General features: G+C 69.3%; 14 protein-coding genes. 13 read left to right on the top strand and 1 reads right to left on the bottom strand.

Translation table 11 applies throughout. The features are described from left to right. Positions 1-91: 91 nt before the first annotated feature. The 7 genes from AC1DDO_RS06275 to AC1DDO_RS06305 all read left to right on the top strand — a co-directional run bounded on the left by AC1DDO_RS06275 (position 92) and on the right by AC1DDO_RS06305 (position 7,879). Positions 92-1,324, top strand: coding sequence for a sensor histidine kinase (locus tag AC1DDO_RS06275; protein WP_476867025.1), 1,233 nt, complete (start codon positions 92-94; stop codon positions 1,322-1,324). Next, a complete protein-coding gene (locus AC1DDO_RS06280; protein ID WP_476867024.1) occupies positions 1,321-1,947 on the top strand; it encodes a response regulator in 627 nt (208 codons plus the stop codon). Before AC1DDO_RS06275 ends, AC1DDO_RS06280 begins: the two co-directional genes overlap by 4 nt. A 102-nt stretch (positions 1,948-2,049) precedes the next feature. Beyond that, positions 2,050-3,105: a zinc-dependent alcohol dehydrogenase family protein gene (locus AC1DDO_RS06285; protein ID WP_476867023.1), complete on the top strand. Its 1,056-nt coding sequence runs from the start codon at positions 2,050-2,052 to the stop codon at positions 3,103-3,105. A gap of 117 nt (positions 3,106-3,222) precedes the next feature. Then, on the top strand, positions 3,223-3,579 hold the full coding sequence (locus AC1DDO_RS06290) for a hypothetical protein (RefSeq protein ID WP_441408108.1): 357 nt from the start codon (positions 3,223-3,225) through the stop codon (positions 3,577-3,579). A 176-nt stretch (positions 3,580-3,755) separates the two neighbouring features. Beyond that, positions 3,756-6,548 carry a PEP/pyruvate-binding domain-containing protein gene (locus tag AC1DDO_RS06295; RefSeq protein WP_476867022.1) on the top strand — a complete coding sequence of 931 codons (2,793 nt, stop codon included), beginning with the start codon at positions 3,756-3,758 and terminating at the stop codon, positions 6,546-6,548. 26 nt (positions 6,549-6,574) lie between these two features. Next, positions 6,575-7,528: an alpha/beta fold hydrolase gene (locus tag AC1DDO_RS06300; protein ID WP_476867021.1), complete on the top strand. Its 954-nt coding sequence runs from the start codon at positions 6,575-6,577 to the stop codon at positions 7,526-7,528. Between the two features lie 147 nt (positions 7,529-7,675). Further along, the gene (locus tag AC1DDO_RS06305; RefSeq protein WP_009357211.1) at positions 7,676-7,879 is read left to right on the top strand and encodes a cold-shock protein; all 204 of its coding nucleotides are present in this window, start codon (positions 7,676-7,678) and stop codon (positions 7,877-7,879) included. A gap of 152 nt (positions 7,880-8,031) precedes the next feature. On the opposite strand, the gene AC1DDO_RS06310 is transcribed toward AC1DDO_RS06305, so the two are convergent. Beyond that, entirely contained in the window at positions 8,032-10,008 is a 1,977-nt protein-coding gene (locus tag AC1DDO_RS06310; protein WP_476971626.1) for an APC family permease, read from the bottom strand. Positions 10,009-10,427: 419 nt separating this feature from the next. Between AC1DDO_RS06310 and AC1DDO_RS06315 the strand changes: the two genes are divergently transcribed. The 6 genes from AC1DDO_RS06315 to AC1DDO_RS06340 are packed head-to-tail and all read left to right on the top strand — an operon-like array spanning position 10,428 to position 18,379. Then, complete coding sequence (locus tag AC1DDO_RS06315) at positions 10,428-10,526, top strand: potassium-transporting ATPase subunit F (protein ID WP_441408112.1); 99 nt, start codon at positions 10,428-10,430, stop codon at positions 10,524-10,526. A gap of 7 nt (positions 10,527-10,533) precedes the next feature. Beyond that, positions 10,534-12,201 (top strand): potassium-transporting ATPase subunit KdpA, encoded by a 1,668-nt coding sequence (kdpA, locus tag AC1DDO_RS06320; protein ID WP_476867019.1) that lies wholly within the window; start codon positions 10,534-10,536, stop codon positions 12,199-12,201. Next, entirely contained in the window at positions 12,198-14,318 is a 2,121-nt protein-coding gene (gene kdpB, locus AC1DDO_RS06325; protein WP_476867018.1) for a potassium-transporting ATPase subunit KdpB, read from the top strand. The genes kdpA and kdpB overlap by 4 nt, the downstream gene beginning before the upstream one ends. A 9-nt stretch (positions 14,319-14,327) precedes the next feature. Further along, a complete protein-coding gene (gene kdpC / locus AC1DDO_RS06330) occupies positions 14,328-14,948 on the top strand; it encodes a K(+)-transporting ATPase subunit C (protein WP_476867017.1) in 621 nt (206 codons plus the stop codon). A 12-nt stretch (positions 14,949-14,960) separates the two neighbouring features. Further along, positions 14,961-17,708 (top strand): DUF4118 domain-containing protein, encoded by a 2,748-nt coding sequence (locus AC1DDO_RS06335; RefSeq protein WP_476971627.1) that lies wholly within the window; start codon positions 14,961-14,963, stop codon positions 17,706-17,708. After that, positions 17,705-18,379, top strand: a complete 675-nt coding sequence (locus AC1DDO_RS06340) for a response regulator (protein ID WP_441408117.1) — start codon at positions 17,705-17,707, stop codon at positions 18,377-18,379. The genes AC1DDO_RS06335 and AC1DDO_RS06340 overlap by 4 nt, the downstream gene beginning before the upstream one ends. Positions 18,380-18,421 lie beyond the last annotated feature (42 nt).

Here is an 18,421-nt window from a genome sequence, read left to right on the forward strand (position 1 = left end):
GGCTGGGCGTATCAGCCGAATGGATGAGAGACCAGGAACGGCAGGCCCGCCTAGCATGGTGGGTAGCACTCCCCCACCCGAACCGGACCCCATGACTTCCACTCCGCCAGCCCTCCCCACGCCCTCCTCTCCACCAGCCCTCCCCGCACCGGACCCCGCGCCCGTCCCGCACAACACCGCTGCCGGAAGCGGGCCGCTGGGCCGGATTGACGCCGTCGTCCATCTTGGTTTTGCCGTCCTGCTGGTGGCGTCGGCGGTCCGTTACGTGATGCGGCACAGCCCCGCGGACAACCTGTGGGTGCTGGCCCTCGCCGCGGCGGTGTGTTCGCTGTACGCCGTGATCGCCGTACTCTCGCAGCGGCGCCGGCCGTGGGCGGTGTGGATGTTCGTCCTGGTGGCGCTGTGGGCGGTGCTGGTGATCGCGGCGCCAAGCTTCGCATGGTGCTCGTTCGCGCTGTTCTTCCTGTGCCGGACCGCCTTCAGCGGCACCGTCGCCTATCTGGCGGGCGGCGCGACGGCGGCGGCCACCGCAGTGGGGCTGTTCCGGCTCAGCGGCGGCAGCGATATTGCCATGCTCCTGGGGCCGCTGGCCGTCGGCGTCATGCTGACGCTGATCTACGACCGGATCGAGCAGGACACCGCCGAGCAGCGCCGGCTGCACGCCGAGGTGTCGCTGGCCCAGGGCCGGCTGGCCGCCAGCGAGCGCCGGGCCGGCACCATCGAGGAGCGCGAGCGAGTGTCCCGGGAAATCCACGACACCGTGACGCAGGGCCTGGCCAGCAGCCTCCTCCTGTTGGAAGCCGCGAACAGGTCGTGGCCCAGCCCGGCGGCCCGCTCGGACGTCCTGAATGCCAGCGGAATGCTGCGCCGGAACCTGGCGGACACCCGCAGCCTGGTCCACGAGCTCGCCTCCCCCGGGCTGGACACGGCACCGCTGCCCGATGCCCTGCTTCAGGCGGCGTCCCAGTACGTCCCGGGCGCGCGCCTGCTGGTCACGGGCGAGCCGCGCCCTGTTCCCGCGGACGTCCGGCACGCGCTGCTCCGCGTGGTCCAGAGCGCCGCGGCCAACACCAAGCTCCACGCGGCGGCGGCCAGCGCCACAGTGACGCTGGGCTTCCTGCCCGGCGCCGTCACCCTGGATGTTTACGACGACGGCGCCGGCTTCGACCCGCAGTCGCTGGCACCGCCGTCGGATGCCGGAGGCTACGGGCTCCGGGCCATGCGCCAGCGGGTGGAGCAACTGGGCGGCGTATTCTCGGTGGAAAGCACCCCAGGCGTTGGGACAATCGTGGCCGCGCAACTGCCTGCAGCGGAGGAACAGTGAGTCCGATTACCGTGCTGTTGGTGGACGACCATCTGGTAGTCCGCAGCGGGCTCAGGGCACTGCTGGGAACGCAGCCCGATATCCAGGTGGTGGCCGAGGCGGCTTCCGGCGAGGAGGCGCTGGTCCAGGTGGACCAGCTCGGCCCGGCCGTGGTGGTGATGGACCTCGCCATGGGGCCGGGCATGGACGGCATCGAGGCCATCAAGCATCTGCGCCGCCGCAACAGCACGCAGGCCGTGCTGGTGTTCACCACTTACGATTCGGACGCTGACATTGTCCGCGCCGTCGACGCCGGCGCCATGGGCTACCTGCTCAAGGATGCCGCGCCGGAGGAGATCTTCGCCGCGATCCGCGGGGCGGTCCAGGGCAAAAGTGTGATGAGCGCCCCGGTGGCATCGCGGCTCTTCCAGCAGTTGCGGAACCCGGACGAGATCCTGACGCCGCGCGAAGCGGAGCTGCTGAGCCTGCTGATCGAAGGCCTCAGCAACCGTGAGCTCGGCCAGCGGCTGTTTATCTCCGAGGCCACCGTGAAGACGCACCTGGCGCACATTTACGCCAAGCTCGGAGTGGAAACCCGGGCCGCGGCGATCGCCACCGCGATCCGCCGAGAGGGCATGCGCTAGCGCCGTCCTCGGCCAGGGACGCAGGCAGGGCTCGACATGGCCAGCCGGGCAGGGAGGACTAAACTCGTTCCCAGCCCATCCACCACAATGCGAGGAGCACCCATGCGCGCCACCATCATCCACGGTCCCGGCGACATCCGAGTCGAAGACCGCGACTACCCCACCATCCAGCTGCCCACCGACGTCGTCGTGAAGGTCACCGCCGCCTGCGTCTGCGGCTCGGATCTGTGGCCGTACCGCGGGGTCAAGCCGACCCACAAGCCGTCGGCGATCGGGCACGAGTTCATCGGTACCGTTGAAAGCATCGGCGAGGACATCACAGACCTTGCCGTGGGCGACCTCGTGATCGCTCCGTTCGTGGTCAGCTGCGGCGCGTGCCCCCAGTGCCTGGACGGCGTTACGGTCGCCTGCGACCACCTGGCCGGCTGGGGCGGTAAGGATGACACCGGCCTGGCTATCGACGGCGGCCAGGGCCAGGCCGTCCGCGTGCCGCTCGCCGAGTCCACGCTGGTCAAGGTCCCGGGCGTCACCGACCCGGACGACGCCCTCCGCGCCAGCCTGCTCACGCTCTCCGACGTCATGGCCACCGGCCACCACGCGGCCCTCGCGGCCAAGGCCGGCCCCGGCCGCACGGTGGTCGTGGTGGGCGACGGCGCCGTCGGGCTCTGCGGCGTGCTGGCCGCCAAGCGCCTCGGCGCGGAGCGGATCATCGCCATGTCGCGGCACGCCGACCGCCAGGCGATCGCCCGCGAATTCGGGGCAACGGACATCGTCGCCGAACGCGGGGACGAAGGCGTCGCCAAGGTCCGCGAACTGCTCGGCGGCGTCCTGGCCGACTCGGTGCTGGAGTGCGTGGGGACCAAGGAATCCATGGAGCAGGCCCTCCACAGTGTCCGTCCCGGCGGCGCCCTGGGTTTTGTGGGCGTCCCCACCGGCGGCGCCGAGGCCCCGCTGCGCTTCCTGTTCGACACGAACATCTCGATCGGCGGCGGCATGGCCCCGGCCCGGACCTACATCCCGGAACTGCTGGCGGACGTGCTGGACGGCACCATCAATCCGGGCCGGGTATTCGACTCGGTCATGCCCCTTGAAGAGGCGCCCGAGGCCTACCGCGCCATGGACGAGAGGCGCGCCATCAAGGTCCTGCTGACCCCGTAGCAGGACCCTCGACGGCGGCGGCGCCGGTTGCTGCGCCGCCGCTTGTCCCTGCCTTACAGGTGCCTCTTCCACCTGCCCTTGCGCCCGCCCTTGCACGGTCAAGGACGAGGGTCTAGCGTGAAGCGCATCAGCATCCGCCGCCGTCGAGGAGCCGTCATGGCCAGGTTTGTGCAGATCATCGAATTTCAGACCTCCCGCATCGAGGAGATTGAAGAACTCGGCCGGCCCTCCAGAACGGAGGGAAGCACGGCCCCCACGTTCGGCCGCATCTTTGCTACCGCGGACCGCGACCGCCCCGGCACCTACCTCACGATCGTTGAATTCGAGTCCTACGAGTCGGCCATGGAGAACTCCAACCGGCCCGAGACCTCCGAGTTCGCCGCGAAGATGGCCGCCCTGTGCGACGGGCCGCCGGTCTTCCGCAACCTCGATGTCATGTGGGAGGACACCGGCGGGGACGACGCCGGCCAGTAGGCCTGCAGTATCGCCCGGTACAGGTGGCCGCGCCGGCCCGGAAGCCGAACAGGCGCCGCACCGGACACGCGACCGGGGACCGGACCGGCCGCGGCTTGGAATCTTGGCTAACTTGGCTGATTGACGTGGCTTGAATACGCGGCCTAGGCATGCGGACGGGACGTGGGAGCAGGGATATGGGTTCTGCAGAGGGCAGGGCACCGGAAAGCCTCGTCGTGGATCTTAGCGAACTGGGATCCGCTCCCCTGCCGCTCGTGGGCGGCAAGGCCCTGAACCTCGGCAGGCTCACGGCGGCCGGATTCCCGGTGCCGCGCGGCTTCTGCCTCACCACGGCCGCCTACCGGAAGGCTGCCCCGGCAGAACTGAACGCACTGGCCGCACGTCTGGACGCCGCACAGCAGGAAGCACCGCAATCACCAGAAAATGGCAGCCCAGGCCACACGGGCTTGGACCCCGGAACCGATCTGGGCGAACTGGCCAGGCAGGCTCGGGAAATGATCGTGACCGCGCCTATTCCCGCCGATGTCGACGCCGCGCTCCGCGCCGCGTATGCCGGGCTGGGCCGCAGGGCCACCGTGGCGGTCAGGTCCTCCGCCACTGCCGAGGACCTGCCCTTCGCCAGCTTCGCCGGGCAACAGGATTCCTTCCTCAACATCTCCGGGGCCGACGCCGTGGTCGAGTCGGCCCGGCGCTGCTGGGCCTCACTGTGGACCGAACGGGCCGTGGCTTACCGCTCCGCGAACGGGATCAGCCACGGCGACGCCGGGCTCGCCGTCGTCGTCCAGGACTACATCGGCGCCACCACAGCCGGCGTGCTGTTCACGGCCAACCCCGTGACGGGCACGCGGACCGAAACGGTCATCGATGCGAGCGCCGGTCCGGGCCTGGCAGTGGTCTCCGGCAGCGTCAACCCGGACCATTTCGTCGCGGACACGGCCACCGGACGCGTCCTGCTCCGCTCACTGCATGGGACCGCAGGAAGGCGGCGTCCGAGCCTGGACGACGCCCGGATCCGCGAACTCACGGCCCTGGGCGAGACCATCCAGCGGCTGTTCGGCGCACCCCAGGATGTGGAATGGGTGATCGACGGCGCGGGCAAGATCTGGGTGACACAATCGCGGCCCATCACCACGCTGTATCCGCTGCCGGACCCGGCAGCCGCGGAACCCCTCGGCGCCGAGTCGGGGGCCGCCGTCGAACCCCGCGTGTACCTGTGCGGCAGCCTGCTCCAGGGCCTGACCCGGCCGCTGACCCCCATGGGGCTCTCCGCGCTGGGCTCCATGCGAAACCGCAACGGGCCATGGCAGTACGTCAACCCGGGACTGCGCATGTACGTGGACGTGACGGCCATGGTGCGCAGCAAGTACGGCCGCCGCTACCTGCTGCGGATACTCCCGCTCGCTGACGGGAGGTCGGGCGCGGTTTTCCCGGCGCTCCTGGAGGATCCGCGGTTCGGCGTGCGCGAGCGGCGGCCGAGGCGGGCACGACCCGGCGCAGCCGCGAGCAGGACACTCCGAAAGCCGGGAGCGGACAGCCCCGCGGCACGGAAGCCCGCAGCGCGCGGACCCAGCGCACTGGGAGGCCTGGGCCTGACGGTCCGGCTGGTTCCATCCATGGTGAGGGCCGCCGTGCGGCCGGCCGCCGAACTGCGCCACGCCTTCGACTACGGAAAGCAGCTCGAAGCCGAGCTCGCCCTTCCCGAGCCGGCCACCGCCTTCGGCCGGCTCGACCATACCCAGCGCATCCTGGACCAAACCGTGGACGGGCTGATCACGGCGACACTGCCCGGGCCGTCCGTGGGCTACCTCCTGCTGGCCGGGGCCCGCAGGCTGCTGCGCGGCATCGCCGAACCGAGGGAACTCGAGGCTGTTCTGCGGGGGCTGCCCAACAACGTCACCACCGAGATGGACCTTGAACTCTGGCAGCTGGCCGTCACGATCCGCTCGAATGATGCGTCCCGTGAGGCGTTCCTGGCCCACGGCCCGAAAGAGCTCGCCGGCATGTACGCGGCCGGCACGCTGCCCGGGGTGGCACAGACTGGCCTGCACGGGTTCCTGGAGCGCTATGGCCACCGCGCCGTGGCGGAGATCGACCTCGGCATGCCGCGGTGGTCGGAGAAACCGGACCACATCCTCGGCATGCTCTCGAACTATCTGCACGTGGAGGACCCCGAGCAGGCCCCCGACCGGCAGTTCGCCCGCGCCGAGGAACATGCCGAGGCCAGGATCCGCACCCTGGTGGAACGGACCCGGGCCCGGAGCCATTTCCGCGCCCGGCTGGTGGAATTCTGCCTGCACCGGACCCGGCAGTTGTCCGGGCTGCGCGAACTGCCCAAGTTCTACATCGTCCTCGCGCTGGCGGAGATGCACCGCCAATTCAACGCGATCGGCACCGAACTGGCCCGCTCCGGTGCGATCGCCGCTGCGGACGATGTGTATTTCCTGGAAGCCGACGAGGTCCGCGTGGGTTTGCGGGGCGCCAATCTCCAGGGCATCGTCACGGACCGCCGCCGGCTCTACGACGTCGAACTGCGCCGACGCCGGATTCCCCGGCTCCTGCTCTCCGACGGAACGGACGTGGAGGCCGCCGTCATGGCCAAGTCCCCCGCTTCAGGCGCCCTCACCGGGACACCGGCGTCGGCAGGCACCGCCACCGGAACGGTCCGGGTCATCCTGGATCCGGTGGGAGCCCGCCTCGAGCCCGGGGAAATCCTTGTGGCACCCTCCACCGACCCGGGCTGGACACCGCTGTTCATGACCGCCGGCGCCCTGGTGATGGAAATGGGCGGGGTGATCTCGCACGGCGCCGTGGTGGCCCGCGAATACGGCATCCCGGCCGTCGTGGGCGTGCCGGACGCGACCACCCGGCTGCGGACCGGCCAGCGGGTGACCGTGGACGGATCCGCCGGAACGGTGCGGCACGTGGACGCCCCGCTCCCTGCGGCAACCGCCGGCAGCCTGGCCGGCTGACCCGACGAAGGGGCTATGTTAAGTTCATGGTGTCTGCTGGCAGCAACCCACACGGCACGCCCCACCCAGAGCCAGAGCGTTTCGGTTCGGGGCTGGTGGATGGCGCCGCCCGCCGGGACGCCGCATTGCCCGACTTCGACTGGTCCCTCCTCCCCGACGGCGTGGTGCGGGGGGAGTTCGAGGCGCCCAGCGGCACCCTGGCGACCATTGCCACCGGAGATCCCGGGAATCCGCGCGTCGTGCTCATCCCGGGCGCCACCGGTTCCAAGGAAGACTTCGTCCTGATGCTGCCCGAACTCGCCGCGGCCGGATATTTTGCGCTCAGCTGCGACATTGCCGGACAGTATGAATCCGCCCGGGCCGGGCCCGAAAACCTCGTTCCACCGCGGTGCCGCTACGACTACGAGCTCTTCCGCGACGACCTCCTGGCCATGCTGGACGCCGCGGAAGGCTCGGCGCACGTCGTGGGCTACTCCTTCGCCGCAACCGTCGCCCAACTGGCCTTCAGGCAACGGCCGGAGAAGTTCCTGAGCCTGACCCTGATCAGTTGCCCGCCGGAGCCCGGGCAGTGTTTCCGCGGGCTACGGTTCATCGGCTGGTTCAGCGGCTTGGTCAACAGCAGGGTCGGCACCGCCCTGATGATTTGGGGCATCCGGAGCAACGTGGCCAGGGTGGCGCCCCAGCGGCTGCGGTTTGTGAGAAGCCGGTTCGCGTTCACGCGCCGCTCCTCGGTGGTGGACATCATCGGCCTCATGAAGCACACCCCGGATCTGCGCCGGGTCCTGGCCGCGGCGACGGTGCCGAAGTTCGTCGCCGTCGGCGAACATGACCTCTGGCCCCTGCCACTGCACCGCCACTTCGCGCAGTCGATCGGGGCACGGATAGCGGTCTACCGCGGCGGCCACAGCCCCAGCGAGACGTCGCCATACCAGATCAGCCGGGACCTGATTGCGCTGTTCGAAGCCTCGGCTTCGGCATGACGAATGCAAACTACCGAGACGAAGACCCGCATTAGACCCTTGCACCGCGGCCCGTCGCACCGTACGTTGGGGACAGCGGACGAATGTCTCCGCAGCCGTTGGCCTCATGGCCGCCGGAGATCAGCAGCATTTCAGAAGGATAAAGGCATGGCTACAGGCACAGTTAAATGGTTCAACGCCGAAAAGGGTTTTGGCTTCATTGCCCCGGATGACGGGTCGGCCGACGTTTTCGCCCACTACTCGGCAATCGCCACCAGCGGCTACCGCTCGCTGGACGAGAACCAGAAGGTTGAATTCGACGTCACGCAGGGCCCGAAGGGCCCGCAGGCTGAGAACATCCGCCCGCTCTAAGTACTCAGGATTTGCCCCGGCCGCCCGGCCGGGACACTTTCCCCGAAGACCACAACGCCCCTCCGGAGGACTCCTCCGGAGGGGCGTTTGTGTTCCCGGGCGCTGGTGTTCCCGGGCGCTGGTGTTCCATGGCCTGCGCGTTCCCGGCAGGGTCAGCCGACGTGGACCCAGGGGCGGCGTGTGACGTCCGGTTCGGCCTCGCGCAGGACTTCCCGGGTCACCGGGGCGATCTCGCCCTCGCCGAAGGCCAGGAACCGCAGGAGGTTGGTGAACGGGTTTCCCTCGGTCCAGCGGAAGTAGATGTGCGGCATCAGGCCGGTGACGTCGCGGATGTGCAGCAGCACGGAGGCGATCGTGTTCGGCACCACGGGCCCGTGGACCTCCAGGACCTGATACCCGTGCCGGACCACCCCGCGGACCTCGAGTGCGGTCTCGAAGTCCGAGGAATCATCCACCACGACTTCGAGGAACAGCGCCTGGAAATCCACCGGGAGATGGCTGACCTCGATGGCGGAAGTGAGCTTGTCCCGGTACGCCTCGGCGGTGAGCCACAGCGGCTCGTGGGCGATGATCGCGATGGGTCCGGTCTCGTTCGCGGCCAGGAATTCCAGGGCCGGCGTATCCATCCGCACGTGCGTGGCGTGGAGCTCGAAGGAGCGCCGGAGGCGCGAAAGCAGCGAGATCACGATGATCCCGAGGATGAAGAACGCCGCGATCCGGATGCCTTCGGGCCGCTCGAAGATGTTGGCCACCGTGGTGTAGATGAACACGACGGCGATGACGCCGAACCCGATGCTGCGCTTGCGCTGCCGCCGGCTCCGCGCGGACAAGGTCACCGCGACCGCCGCCGAGGTCATCAGGACCAGGACGCCGGTGGCATAGGCGCCGCCCTGGGCGTCGACGTCGGCGTCGAACAGCCAGGTGATCATGAACCCCACGAGTGTGAAGACCAGGACCAGCGGCCGCACGGCGCGGGCCCATGAAGGGGCCATGCCGTACCTGGGCAGGTAGCGCGGCACGAGGTTCAGGAGCCCGGCCATGGCGGAAGCGCCGGCGAACCACAGGATCGCAATGGTGCTCAGGTCATAGACGGTGCCGAAGCCGTTGCCGAGGTATTCGTGGGCGAGGTATGCCAGGGCACGCCCGTTCGCCGGGCCGCCGGGCTGGAAGTCCTGCGCCGGGATGAGCACCACCGTGGTGAAGCTCGTGGTGACAAGGAATGCGCTCATGATGACGGCGGCCGTGGTCAGCAGGCGGCGGGCGCCCTGGATCCGGCCCGCGGGGTTCTCCTCGGTGTCCGTGGCGCGGCCGCGGATTTGCGGCATGACGGCGACGCCGGTCTCGAACCCCGAGAGGCCCAGGGCCAGTTTCGGGAACACCAGCAGCGCGATCCCCACGACCATCAGCGGGCTGCCGTGTTGGGTGGTCAAGGCCACCCACCAGTCATCCACGGCAACGGGATGGGTGAACGTTTCGAAGAGGGTCGTGATCACGACAACGACATTCAGGCCCAGGTAGATGCCGACTAGGACGACCGCGACGCCGATCGCTTCCTTGAAGCCGCGCAGGAACACCGCTGCCAGCAGCGCCAGCAGGAACAACGTCACCGCGACGTTCTGGCCCTGCATCCAGGCGGGGGCGAACGGGTTCTCAATCGCGTGCGCCGTCGCGTCGGCGGCGGAAAGCGTCATGGTGATCATGAAGTCCGTGGCGGCGAACCCGAGGAGCACCAGGACCAGCAGTTTCCCGCCCCAGCGCGGCAACAGCCGCTCCAGCATGGCGATGGAGCCTTCGCCGCGCGGACTTTCCCCGGCCACCCGGCGGTACACCGGCAGCGCGCCCAGCAGGGTCACGGCAACCAGCACCAGGGTGGCCAGCGGGGAGATCACGCCGGCCGCGAGCGCGGCGATGGCGGGCTGGTAGCCGAGGGTGGAGAAGTAGTCCACGCCGGTGAGGCACATGACCTGCCACCACGTGTGCTTTTTCAGGTGGCTGTCACTCACGGCCCCGGGGCCCTGATGGACTCCCTTGGCATCCTGGAGGCCGAACAGCAGCCAGTTCCTGAAGTGCTCTCCTGCGCCGGGCCTCGGCGCCGACGGGTCTGCCGGGGGCCGGCTGAGGGTGGTCATGATGTCCTTTCCACGCGGCGCACAGCACCGCTTCCATCCGGGACAGTACCAGCGCCCGCAACCTCTGCAGCCCTCCGGCGGGCAATCCTGATGCTTCCTTAACGCGGCTGCTTAACGCGGCTGCGCGGGGCCCGTCCGGGCCGGGGTTCGGGTATGCCCCAGCCCGCGGCGGGGCAGCGCTAAGGCCGCGTCAAGATCCGGGCCATAACCATCAAAGAAGCGTTAAAACCGGCGCTTCGCGCCTTTGGCGGGGTTTGACTGGTGCTGTCCCCCGCAGCGGGGTACCGAGGAAAGGAACGCGCAATGGCCGACATGGCTGTGATCGGGATCTTCATGGCTTCCATGGGGTTCGTGATGTGGATAGGGCAACTGCTCCCCCGAATGGTCGGCGGGACCGGCGAACGTCGGGAGGGAAGGCAGTGAACGCCGACGCACTCATGTGGCTGGCACTGCTGCTCGCCGGGCTGGGCCTGCTCGGCTATCTGGTGGCAGCCCTGATCCAACCCGGGAAGTGGTGAGCCGGGCATGACGTTCAACACCGCCTCCTTCCTCCTCCAGCTCGGGGCCCTGGTCCTTGCCCTCGCCGCCGTCCACAAACCGCTGGGCCTCTACCTTGCCCGCGTCTATGAATCCACCACGTCCACCCGGGCGGAGCGGATCCTTTACCGCCTGTCCGGTGTCGACGCAGGCACCGAACAGACGTGGTCCGTGTACCTGCGCAGCGTCCTGGTCTTTTCGGCTGTGTCGATCCTGGCCGTCTTCGGGCTCCAGCGCGCCCAGGCCGTCCTGCCCGGGGCCGGGGCCCTGCCCGGCGTCGACCCGTGGGTGGCCATGAACACCGCCATCTCCTTTGTCACCAACACCAACTGGCAGGCGTACGTCCCCGAAACGACCGTCGGCATTTTCGTGCAGATGGCGCTGCTGGCCGTGCAGAACTTCCTCTCCGCCGCCGTCGGCATGGTCGTCGCGGTCGCCCTGATCCGCGGCATCGCCAGGACCCGCACCGACCGGCTGGGGAACTTCTGGGTGGACCTCGCCCGGACCACTTTCCGGGTCCTGCTGCCCCTGGCATTCGTGGCGGCCATCCTGATGGTCCTCGGCGGCGTGGTCCAGAACTTCTGGCCAACCGAGGTCACCAACCAGGCCACCGGTGTCTCCCAGCTCATTCCCGGCGGCCCCGTGGCCTCCCAGGAAGCCATCAAGATCCTGGGAACCAACGGCGGCGGCTACTTCAACGCCAACTCCGCCCACCCCTTTGAAAACCCCAACGCCGTCATCAGCCTGTTCCAGGTGTTCCTGCTCCTGCTCATCCCGTCGGCGCTGCCGTACACCTTCGGCCGCATGGTCGGCGACCGCCGCCAGGGCTTCACGGTGGTCGCCGTCATGGGCACGCTGTGGCTCATGTCGACGACGATGACCGGCTGGGCGGTCGCCGGCGCACAGGGTGCCGCCACCGCTGCCGCGGGCGGGCTGGGCGAAGGCTTCGAACAGCGTTTCGGCGGCGCTCCGAGCGCGATCTTCGCAGCGTCGACCACCCTGACCTCCACCGGCGCCGTCAACGTCGCCCACGATTCGTTGCCCCCGCTGGCCGGCGGTATGGCCATGGTGAACATGATGCTTGGCGAAGTTGCCCCCGGCGGGACCGGCTCGGGGCTGTACGGCATCCTGGTCCTCGCGATCATTTCGGTGTTCATCGCGGGCCTGATGGTGGGGCGCACCCCCGAATACCTGGGCAAGAAGATCGGGCCCACGGAAATGACGCTTGCCGCCATGTACATCCTGGTCACCCCGGTGCTGGTGCTCGCCCTCGCCGGAGTCACGGTGCTGCTGCCTGACGTCATGGCCAATGCCCCGGCCTCCGGACCGCATCAGTTCAGCGAAGTGCTGTACGCCTTCACATCGGGGGCCAACAACAACGGCTCCGCGTTCGGCGGGATCACCAGCTCCGGCCCATACCTTTCATCCCTGCTGGGCGTGGCCATGCTGCTGGGCCGCTTCCTGCCGATCGCGCTGGTCCTGGCCCTTGCCGGCTCGCTGGCCCGGCAGGGCAAAGTCCCCGTTTCCTCCGGCACCGTGCCAACCCACGGACCGCTGTTCGCGGCCCTGTTGCTCGGCGTCACCGTCATCCTGACAGCACTGAGCTACTTCCCGGCGCTGGCACTTGGCCCCCTCGCAGAAGGACTCCTCCAATGACCCCGACCCCTTCGAAAACCGCCGCCACGTTGGTTGACGGCAACCTGCTCGGCACCCCGGGCGAGCACAAGCACCACACCAAGGCCCCCGCGAAACTGACCGCTGCCAGCGTGGCCACGGCCCTGCCGCTGGCCCTGAAGAAGCTTGCCCCGCGGCAGATGGTCCACTCCCCGGTCATGTTCGTCGTCGAAGCCGGGGCGCTGCTCTGCACCATCATCTGCGTGTTCCGTCCCTCCGTTTTCAGCGTCGCCGTCACTGTCTGGCTGTGGCTCACGGTGCTGTTCGGCACGCTGTCCGAGGCCATCGCCGAAGGCCGCGGCAAGGCACAGGCCGACAGCCTGCGCGCCAGCCGGGAAGGCGTCATGGCGCGGCTCCGGCAGGCCGACAGGTCCTTCAAGGATGTCCCGGGCACGGAGCTGCGCGTCGGTGACGTGGTGGTCTGCGAGGCGGGCGACGTCATCCCCTCCGACGGTGAAATCATCGACGGCGTCGCCAGTGTGGACGAATCCACGATCACGGGCGAATCCGCGCCCGTGATCCGCGAATCCGGCGGCGACAGGTCGTCCGTGACCGGCGGAACCAGGGTCCTCTCGGACCGGATCCTCATCCGGATCACCGCCGCCCCCGGCGAGACATTCGTGGACCGGATGATCAAGCTCGTGGAAGGCGCGGTACGCCAGAAGACCCCGAATGAGATCGCCCTGCACGTGTTGCTGGTCTCTCTCACCATCGTCTTCCTGGCCGTGACCATGTCGCTCGCGCCATTCGCGTCCCTCGCCGGGGCCACGCCGTCGCCGATCGTGCTGGTCGCTCTTCTCGTCTGCCTGATCCCGACCACCATCGGGGCCCTGGTCCCGGCCATCGGCATCGCCGGCATGGACCGCCTGGTGCAGCACAACGTGCTGGCAACCTCAGGCAGGGCGGTGGAAACTGCCGGCGACATCACCACCCTCCTGCTCGACAAGACCGGGACCATCACCTTCGGCAACCGCCGGGCCGTTGACTTCCTCCCGGCGGACGGCACGGAACCCGCTGCCCTTGCCGAGGCGGCGTGGCTGTCCAGCCTGGCCGATGAAACACCGGAGGGCCGGTCGATCACCGACCTCGCCGCCAGCCGCGGGCTGGCCGGACCCAGCCTCGCGCAGCTGCAGGCGCGCGCGGGAGTCTTCGAAGTGGTCGAGTTCAGCGCGAGCACCCGCATGAGCGGGCTGGACACCGATGCCCGGCAGATCCGCAAGGGCGCTGCGTCGGCGGTGTCGGCCTTCGTGGCAGACCGCGGCGGATCCACGCCGGCCGACATGCTCCGGCACGTCGACGCCATCGCCGCACAGGGCGGCACCCCGCTGCTTGTGGCCCGGGCCGGCTCCGACGGCGCGGAAGTCCTTGGCGCGATCCACCTGGCCGACGTCGTCAAGCCAGGCATGCACGCACGTTTCGCCGAGCTGCGGAAGATGGGGATCCGGACCGTCATGATTACCGGAGACAACGCCATTACGGCCGCCACAATCGCCGCCGAGGCCGGGGTGGACGATTTCCTGGCCGAGGCGACGCCGGAAGACAAGCTCGCGGTCATCAAACGGGAACAGTCCCAGGGCCGCCTGGTCGCAATGACCGGTGACGGCACCAACGATGCCCCCGCCCTCGCGGCGGCGGACGTCGGCGTCGCGATGAACTCCGGCACCCCCGCGGCCAAGGAAGCAGCCAACATGGTGGACCTCGACTCCGATCCGACCAAACTGATCGACGTCGTCGGGATCGGCAAGCAGCTGCTCATCACCCGCGGTGCCCTCACCACTTTTTCGGTGGCGAACGACGTCGCGAAGTACTTCGCCATTGTCCCGGCCCTGTTCACGGGGGTATTCCCCGGGCTGGGGCTGCTGAACATCATGGGCCTGGCCTCGCCGTCCTCGGCGATCCTCTCCGCCGTGGTCTTCAACGCCCTCATCATCATCGCGCTGGTGCCCCTGGCGCTCCGCGGCGTGAAATACCGCCCGGTTTCGGCCAACAAAGCCCTCGGCCGGAACCTGCTGATCTACGGCCTGGGCGGCCTTGTGGCGCCGTTCATCGGCATCAAGATCATTGACCTCGTCATCGCCCTCATCCCCGGAATCGGCTAGGAACTCCCCATGAATACACTCACCGGCTATCTCCGGCAGGCCGGGACTGCGCTGCGGTTCCTCGCGCTCGCCACCGTGGTCCTTGGCCTCTGCTATCCCCTGGCCGTCTTCGGCGCGGGCCAGCTGATCGCTCCGGCGCAGGCCAACGGCTCCATCATCAAGGACCCGGCCGGACACCCCGCCGCGTCCTCCCTGATCGCCCAGGCGCCGGCCGACGACGCCGGCGCCCAGGACCCGCGCTGGTTCCATGCCCGGCCCTCCGCCGTAAAGTGGGACCCTGCGTCGTCCTCGGCCAGCAACCTTGGCCCCAACGACTCCAAACTGGCGGAGGCGATCGCGGCCAACCGCGCAGCCGTCGCACAGGCAGAATCTGTCCCCGAAGCAGAGGTCCCGGCCGACGCCGTCACCGCCAGCGGTTCCGGACTGGACCCGGACATCTCCCCGGCCTACGCCCGCCTCCAGGTCCCACGTGTGGCCGCCGCACACGGCCTCAGCACCGAGGCCGTGGCAGAGCTCGTGGCGCGGCAAACCAGTACCGGCCCCGCGGCATTCCTGGGGCAGCCCGCCGTGAACGTGACCGCGCTGAACCTGGCAGTTGCCGCCGCGTCGCCCGTGTCCGCCTCCAAGTGACAGAATGACGACATGGCACGTGGAACGCTGCGGATCTTCCTGGGGGCCGCGCCCGGAGTGGGCAAAACCTACGAGATGCTGGAGGAAGCCCACAGACTCGGTGAGCGGGGCGAGGACGTTGCCGTCGCCTTCGCGCTGGACCACGGCCGTGCCGACACGAGGGCCCTCATGGCGGGCCTGGAGGTCATTGCGCCCCGGGCGCTGAGCTACCGGGGCGCGGACTTCGAGGAAATGGACGTGGACGCAGTCCTGGCCCGCGCCCCCGAAACCGCGGTGGTGGACGAATACGCCCACTCGAACGTCCCGGGCAGCCGCAACCAGAAGCGCTGGCAGGACGTGGACGAACTCCTCACCGCCGGGATCAATGTCCTCTCCACTGTCAATATCCAGCATCTGGCGTCCCTCGGCGACGTCGTCAGCGCCATCACAGATGTCCGGCAGGCAGAGACGGTCCCGGACGAGGTCGTGCGGCGCGCCGACCAGATCGATCTGGTCGATATCCCGCCCGAGCTGTTGCGCCAACGGCTCAGCGACGGAAAAATCTACGCCGCGGACAAGATCGACGCGGCCCTCTCCAACTACTTCCGGCTCGGCAACCTCAGCGCGCTGCGCGAGCTCGCCTTGCTGTGGCTGGCCGACCGGGTGGACGAGGGCCTGGCGAAGTACCGGGCCGAGCACGGGATCCAGGACAGCTGGCCCGCCCGCGAGCGCATCGTCGTGGGCCTGACCGGCGGACCTGAGGGCGAGGCGCTCATCCGGCGCGGGGCGCGCATCCTGACCCGCGTCAGCGGCGGGGACCTCCTGGCAGTGCATGTGCGCGCCGCCGATGGTGTCGCCTCGGAGTCGCCGCAGGCGCTGGAACGGCAACGGCGGCTGGTCCAGGACCTGGGCGGCAGCTACCACGTCGTGGCCGGAGAGGACCCGGCCACCGCCCTGCTGGACTTCGCCCGCAGCGTCAACGCCACCCAAATCGTGGTCGGCATCTCCCGGCACAAAAACATCGTCAGCCTGCTGGGCAGCCTGCTGGGCGGCCTCCTGGGCGGCGGTGTTGGCACCCGGGTGGTGCGCGGCTCCGGGGACATCGATGTCCACATGGTCTCGCATCCGCTCGGCGGCCAGGGCACGGGCGTGCCGCGCCCCCGCGATCTGGGCAGGGCCAGGGTTGCCGTGGGTTTCATCCTGGCCGTGCTCGTGCCTGCGGTCCTGCAACTGCTGCTCTCCATCGTGAATCCGGACCACAGCCTGGCCACCGCCATGCTGGTCCAGCTCAGCGGCTCCGTGGCCGTCGCCCTGGTGGGCGGCCTGTGGCCTGCAGTCCTGGCCGCTCTGTGGAGCAGCCTGCTGGTGAACTACTTCTCCACTCCCCCGCTGGGCAACCTGACCATCAGCGACGCGCAGAACTTCCTGGCGCTGTTCGTCTTCCTCGGGGTGTCGGCGGCCGTGGCCGTGGTGGTGGACCTGTCCGCCCGCCGTTCGAAGGAGGCCGCCCGGGCCAGGGCCGAGGCCACCACCCTCAGTGACCTCACCCGTGGGGCGGCCGGCTCGGACGATACTGTCCAGGCGTTGCTCGAGCAGGCCAGGACAGTCTTCCAGGTCCGCGGGACGGCCCTGTTCGGCCAGGCGGCCGACGGCGAGGGAGACTGGCGGCTCCTGGCCTCCGCCGGCGAGGTCCCGGCCGACGGCCACCGCCCGGACGGCCAACGCCAAGATGGTCAAGGTCAAGATGGTCAAGGTCAAGATGGTCAAGGTCCCGACGGCGAGAACATCGAGGACATCGACTCCACCACCCGGCTGGTCCTCTACGGCCGGATCCTGCCGGCCAGCGACCGGCGGCTCCTCGCCGCGTTCGGCGTGCACGTGGCCGCACAGCTGGAGCGCCAGCAGCTCGTGGCCAGCCGGCGCGAAATGATGCGCCTGGCCGAGAGCAACACCATGCGCACCTCCATCCTCCGCGCGGTCTCCCACGATCTCCGGACCCCGCTGGCCGGGATCAAGCTCGCCGTCGGCGGCCTCCGGCAGCCCGGGGCCCGCTATTCCCCACAGGAGGAGCAGGAGCTGCTGGCCACGATCGAGGAATGCTCCGACCGGCTCGACCTGTTGGTCGGCAACCTGCTGGACATGTCCCGCATCACCTCGGACTCGGCCAGCCCCCAGCTGCGTCCCCTCCGCTGGTACGAAGTCATCCCGGGCGCCCTGCACGGCGTCCCGCCGGGCCGGGTGCGCGTGGAGCTTCCCGCCAACATGCCCGAGATCGACGCCGACCAGGGCATGCTGGAGCGGGTCGTCGCGAACATTGTCGAAAACGCAGTCAAGTACGCACCCGACTCCGACATCGTGGTGGCGGGAACCGCCGGCGGGCTGAGCCAGGCGACGCTCGCCGGGCGCCCGGCCGGCGAGCTGCGCATCATCGACCACGGCCGCGGCGTCCCGGCGGAGCGGGTGCTGGACATGTTCCGCCCGTTCCAGCGCCTCGACGACGCCGCCCAGGCCGCCGGCGTCGGGCTCGGCCTTGCGGTGGCGAAGGGTTTCACCGAGGCGATGGGCGGACGCCTGACGGCTGAGCCGACGCCGGGCGGCGGCCTGACCATGGTCATCACGCTCCCGCTCTCCAGCGGCGAACCCTTCGACGCCCAAACGGGCCAGGCCCCGCTGGAACCGCAATCGGCACTGACCGGCCGCCACCATGGACGCCCGCTGCCGCCGTCCCCAGCATCGTCCCCGGCACCGTCGCCGTCGGCGGCCGGGCGGGACGCGCCATGACCGCCGTCCTGGTGGTCGACGACGATCCGCATCTGTTGCGGGCACTGCGCATCACTCTGCAGGGCCACGGCTACGACGTTTCCGCGGCGGCGGACGGCCGGTCCGCGCTGCTCAAGGCCAGGCAGGAGCCGCCGTCGGTGGTGATCCTGGACCTGGGCTTGCCGGATCTGGACGGCACGGCGGTGATCCGGGAGCTGCGCGCATTCAGCAGCGTTCCCGTCCTGGTGCTGTCCGCCCGCCACGGCTCCGAGGACAAAGTCCAGGCCCTCGACGCCGGCGCGGACGACTACATCACCAAACCCTTTGGCCTGGATGAACTCCTGGCCCGGCTCCGCGCGCTGCTGCGCCGCACCACGGAACCGGAACACGAGGCCGTGGTCAGCACGGAGAACTTCACGGTGGATCTGGGAAAGCGCCGGGTGGTCCGGGACGGACACGACGTCCGGCTGACCCCCACGGAGTGGAAAATGTTGGACGTGCTGGTCCGGAATCCGGAAAAGCTGATCACGCAGCAGCGGTTGCTCTCCGAGGTCTGGGGGCCGGCGTACGCGAAGGAGACGAACTACCTGCGGGTCTACATGGCCCAGCTGAGGCGCAAGCTGGAACCGGACACGGCCAACCCCCGCCACCTGCTCACCGAGGCCGGAATCGGCTACCGGTTCATGCCCTGACAGTTTTTCCGGCAGCTTCGCCTGTTGGTTTTCCGATGCCGT

The organism is Arthrobacter sp. 10N43 (assembly GCF_056394525.1).

Bases quoted from the DNA above. Each gene is read 5' to 3' on its own strand.
- kdpA (WP_476867019.1), top strand. From the start codon at position 10,534: ATGACGTTCAACACCGCCTCCTTCCTCCTCCAGCTCGGGGCCCTGGTC.
- AC1DDO_RS06295 (WP_476867022.1), top strand. From the start codon at position 3,756: ATGGGTTCTGCAGAGGGCAGGGCACCGGAAAGCCTCGTCGTGGATCTT.
- AC1DDO_RS06275 (WP_476867025.1), top strand. From the start codon at position 92: ATGACTTCCACTCCGCCAGCCCTCCCCACGCCCTCCTCTCCACCAGCC.
- AC1DDO_RS06335 (WP_476971627.1), top strand. From the start codon at position 14,961: ATGGCACGTGGAACGCTGCGGATCTTCCTGGGGGCCGCGCCCGGAGTG.
- kdpC (WP_476867017.1), top strand. From the start codon at position 14,328: ATGAATACACTCACCGGCTATCTCCGGCAGGCCGGGACTGCGCTGCGG.
- AC1DDO_RS06305 (WP_009357211.1), top strand. From the start codon at position 7,676: ATGGCTACAGGCACAGTTAAATGGTTCAACGCCGAAAAGGGTTTTGGC.
- AC1DDO_RS06340 (WP_441408117.1), top strand. From the start codon at position 17,705: ATGACCGCCGTCCTGGTGGTCGACGACGATCCGCATCTGTTGCGGGCA.
- AC1DDO_RS06300 (WP_476867021.1), top strand. From the start codon at position 6,575: ATGGTGTCTGCTGGCAGCAACCCACACGGCACGCCCCACCCAGAGCCA.
- AC1DDO_RS06285 (WP_476867023.1), top strand. From the start codon at position 2,050: ATGCGCGCCACCATCATCCACGGTCCCGGCGACATCCGAGTCGAAGAC.
- AC1DDO_RS06310 (WP_476971626.1), bottom strand. From the start codon at position 10,008: ATGACCACCCTCAGCCGGCCCCCGGCAGACCCGTCGGCGCCGAGGCCC.
- kdpB (WP_476867018.1), top strand. From the start codon at position 12,198: ATGACCCCGACCCCTTCGAAAACCGCCGCCACGTTGGTTGACGGCAAC.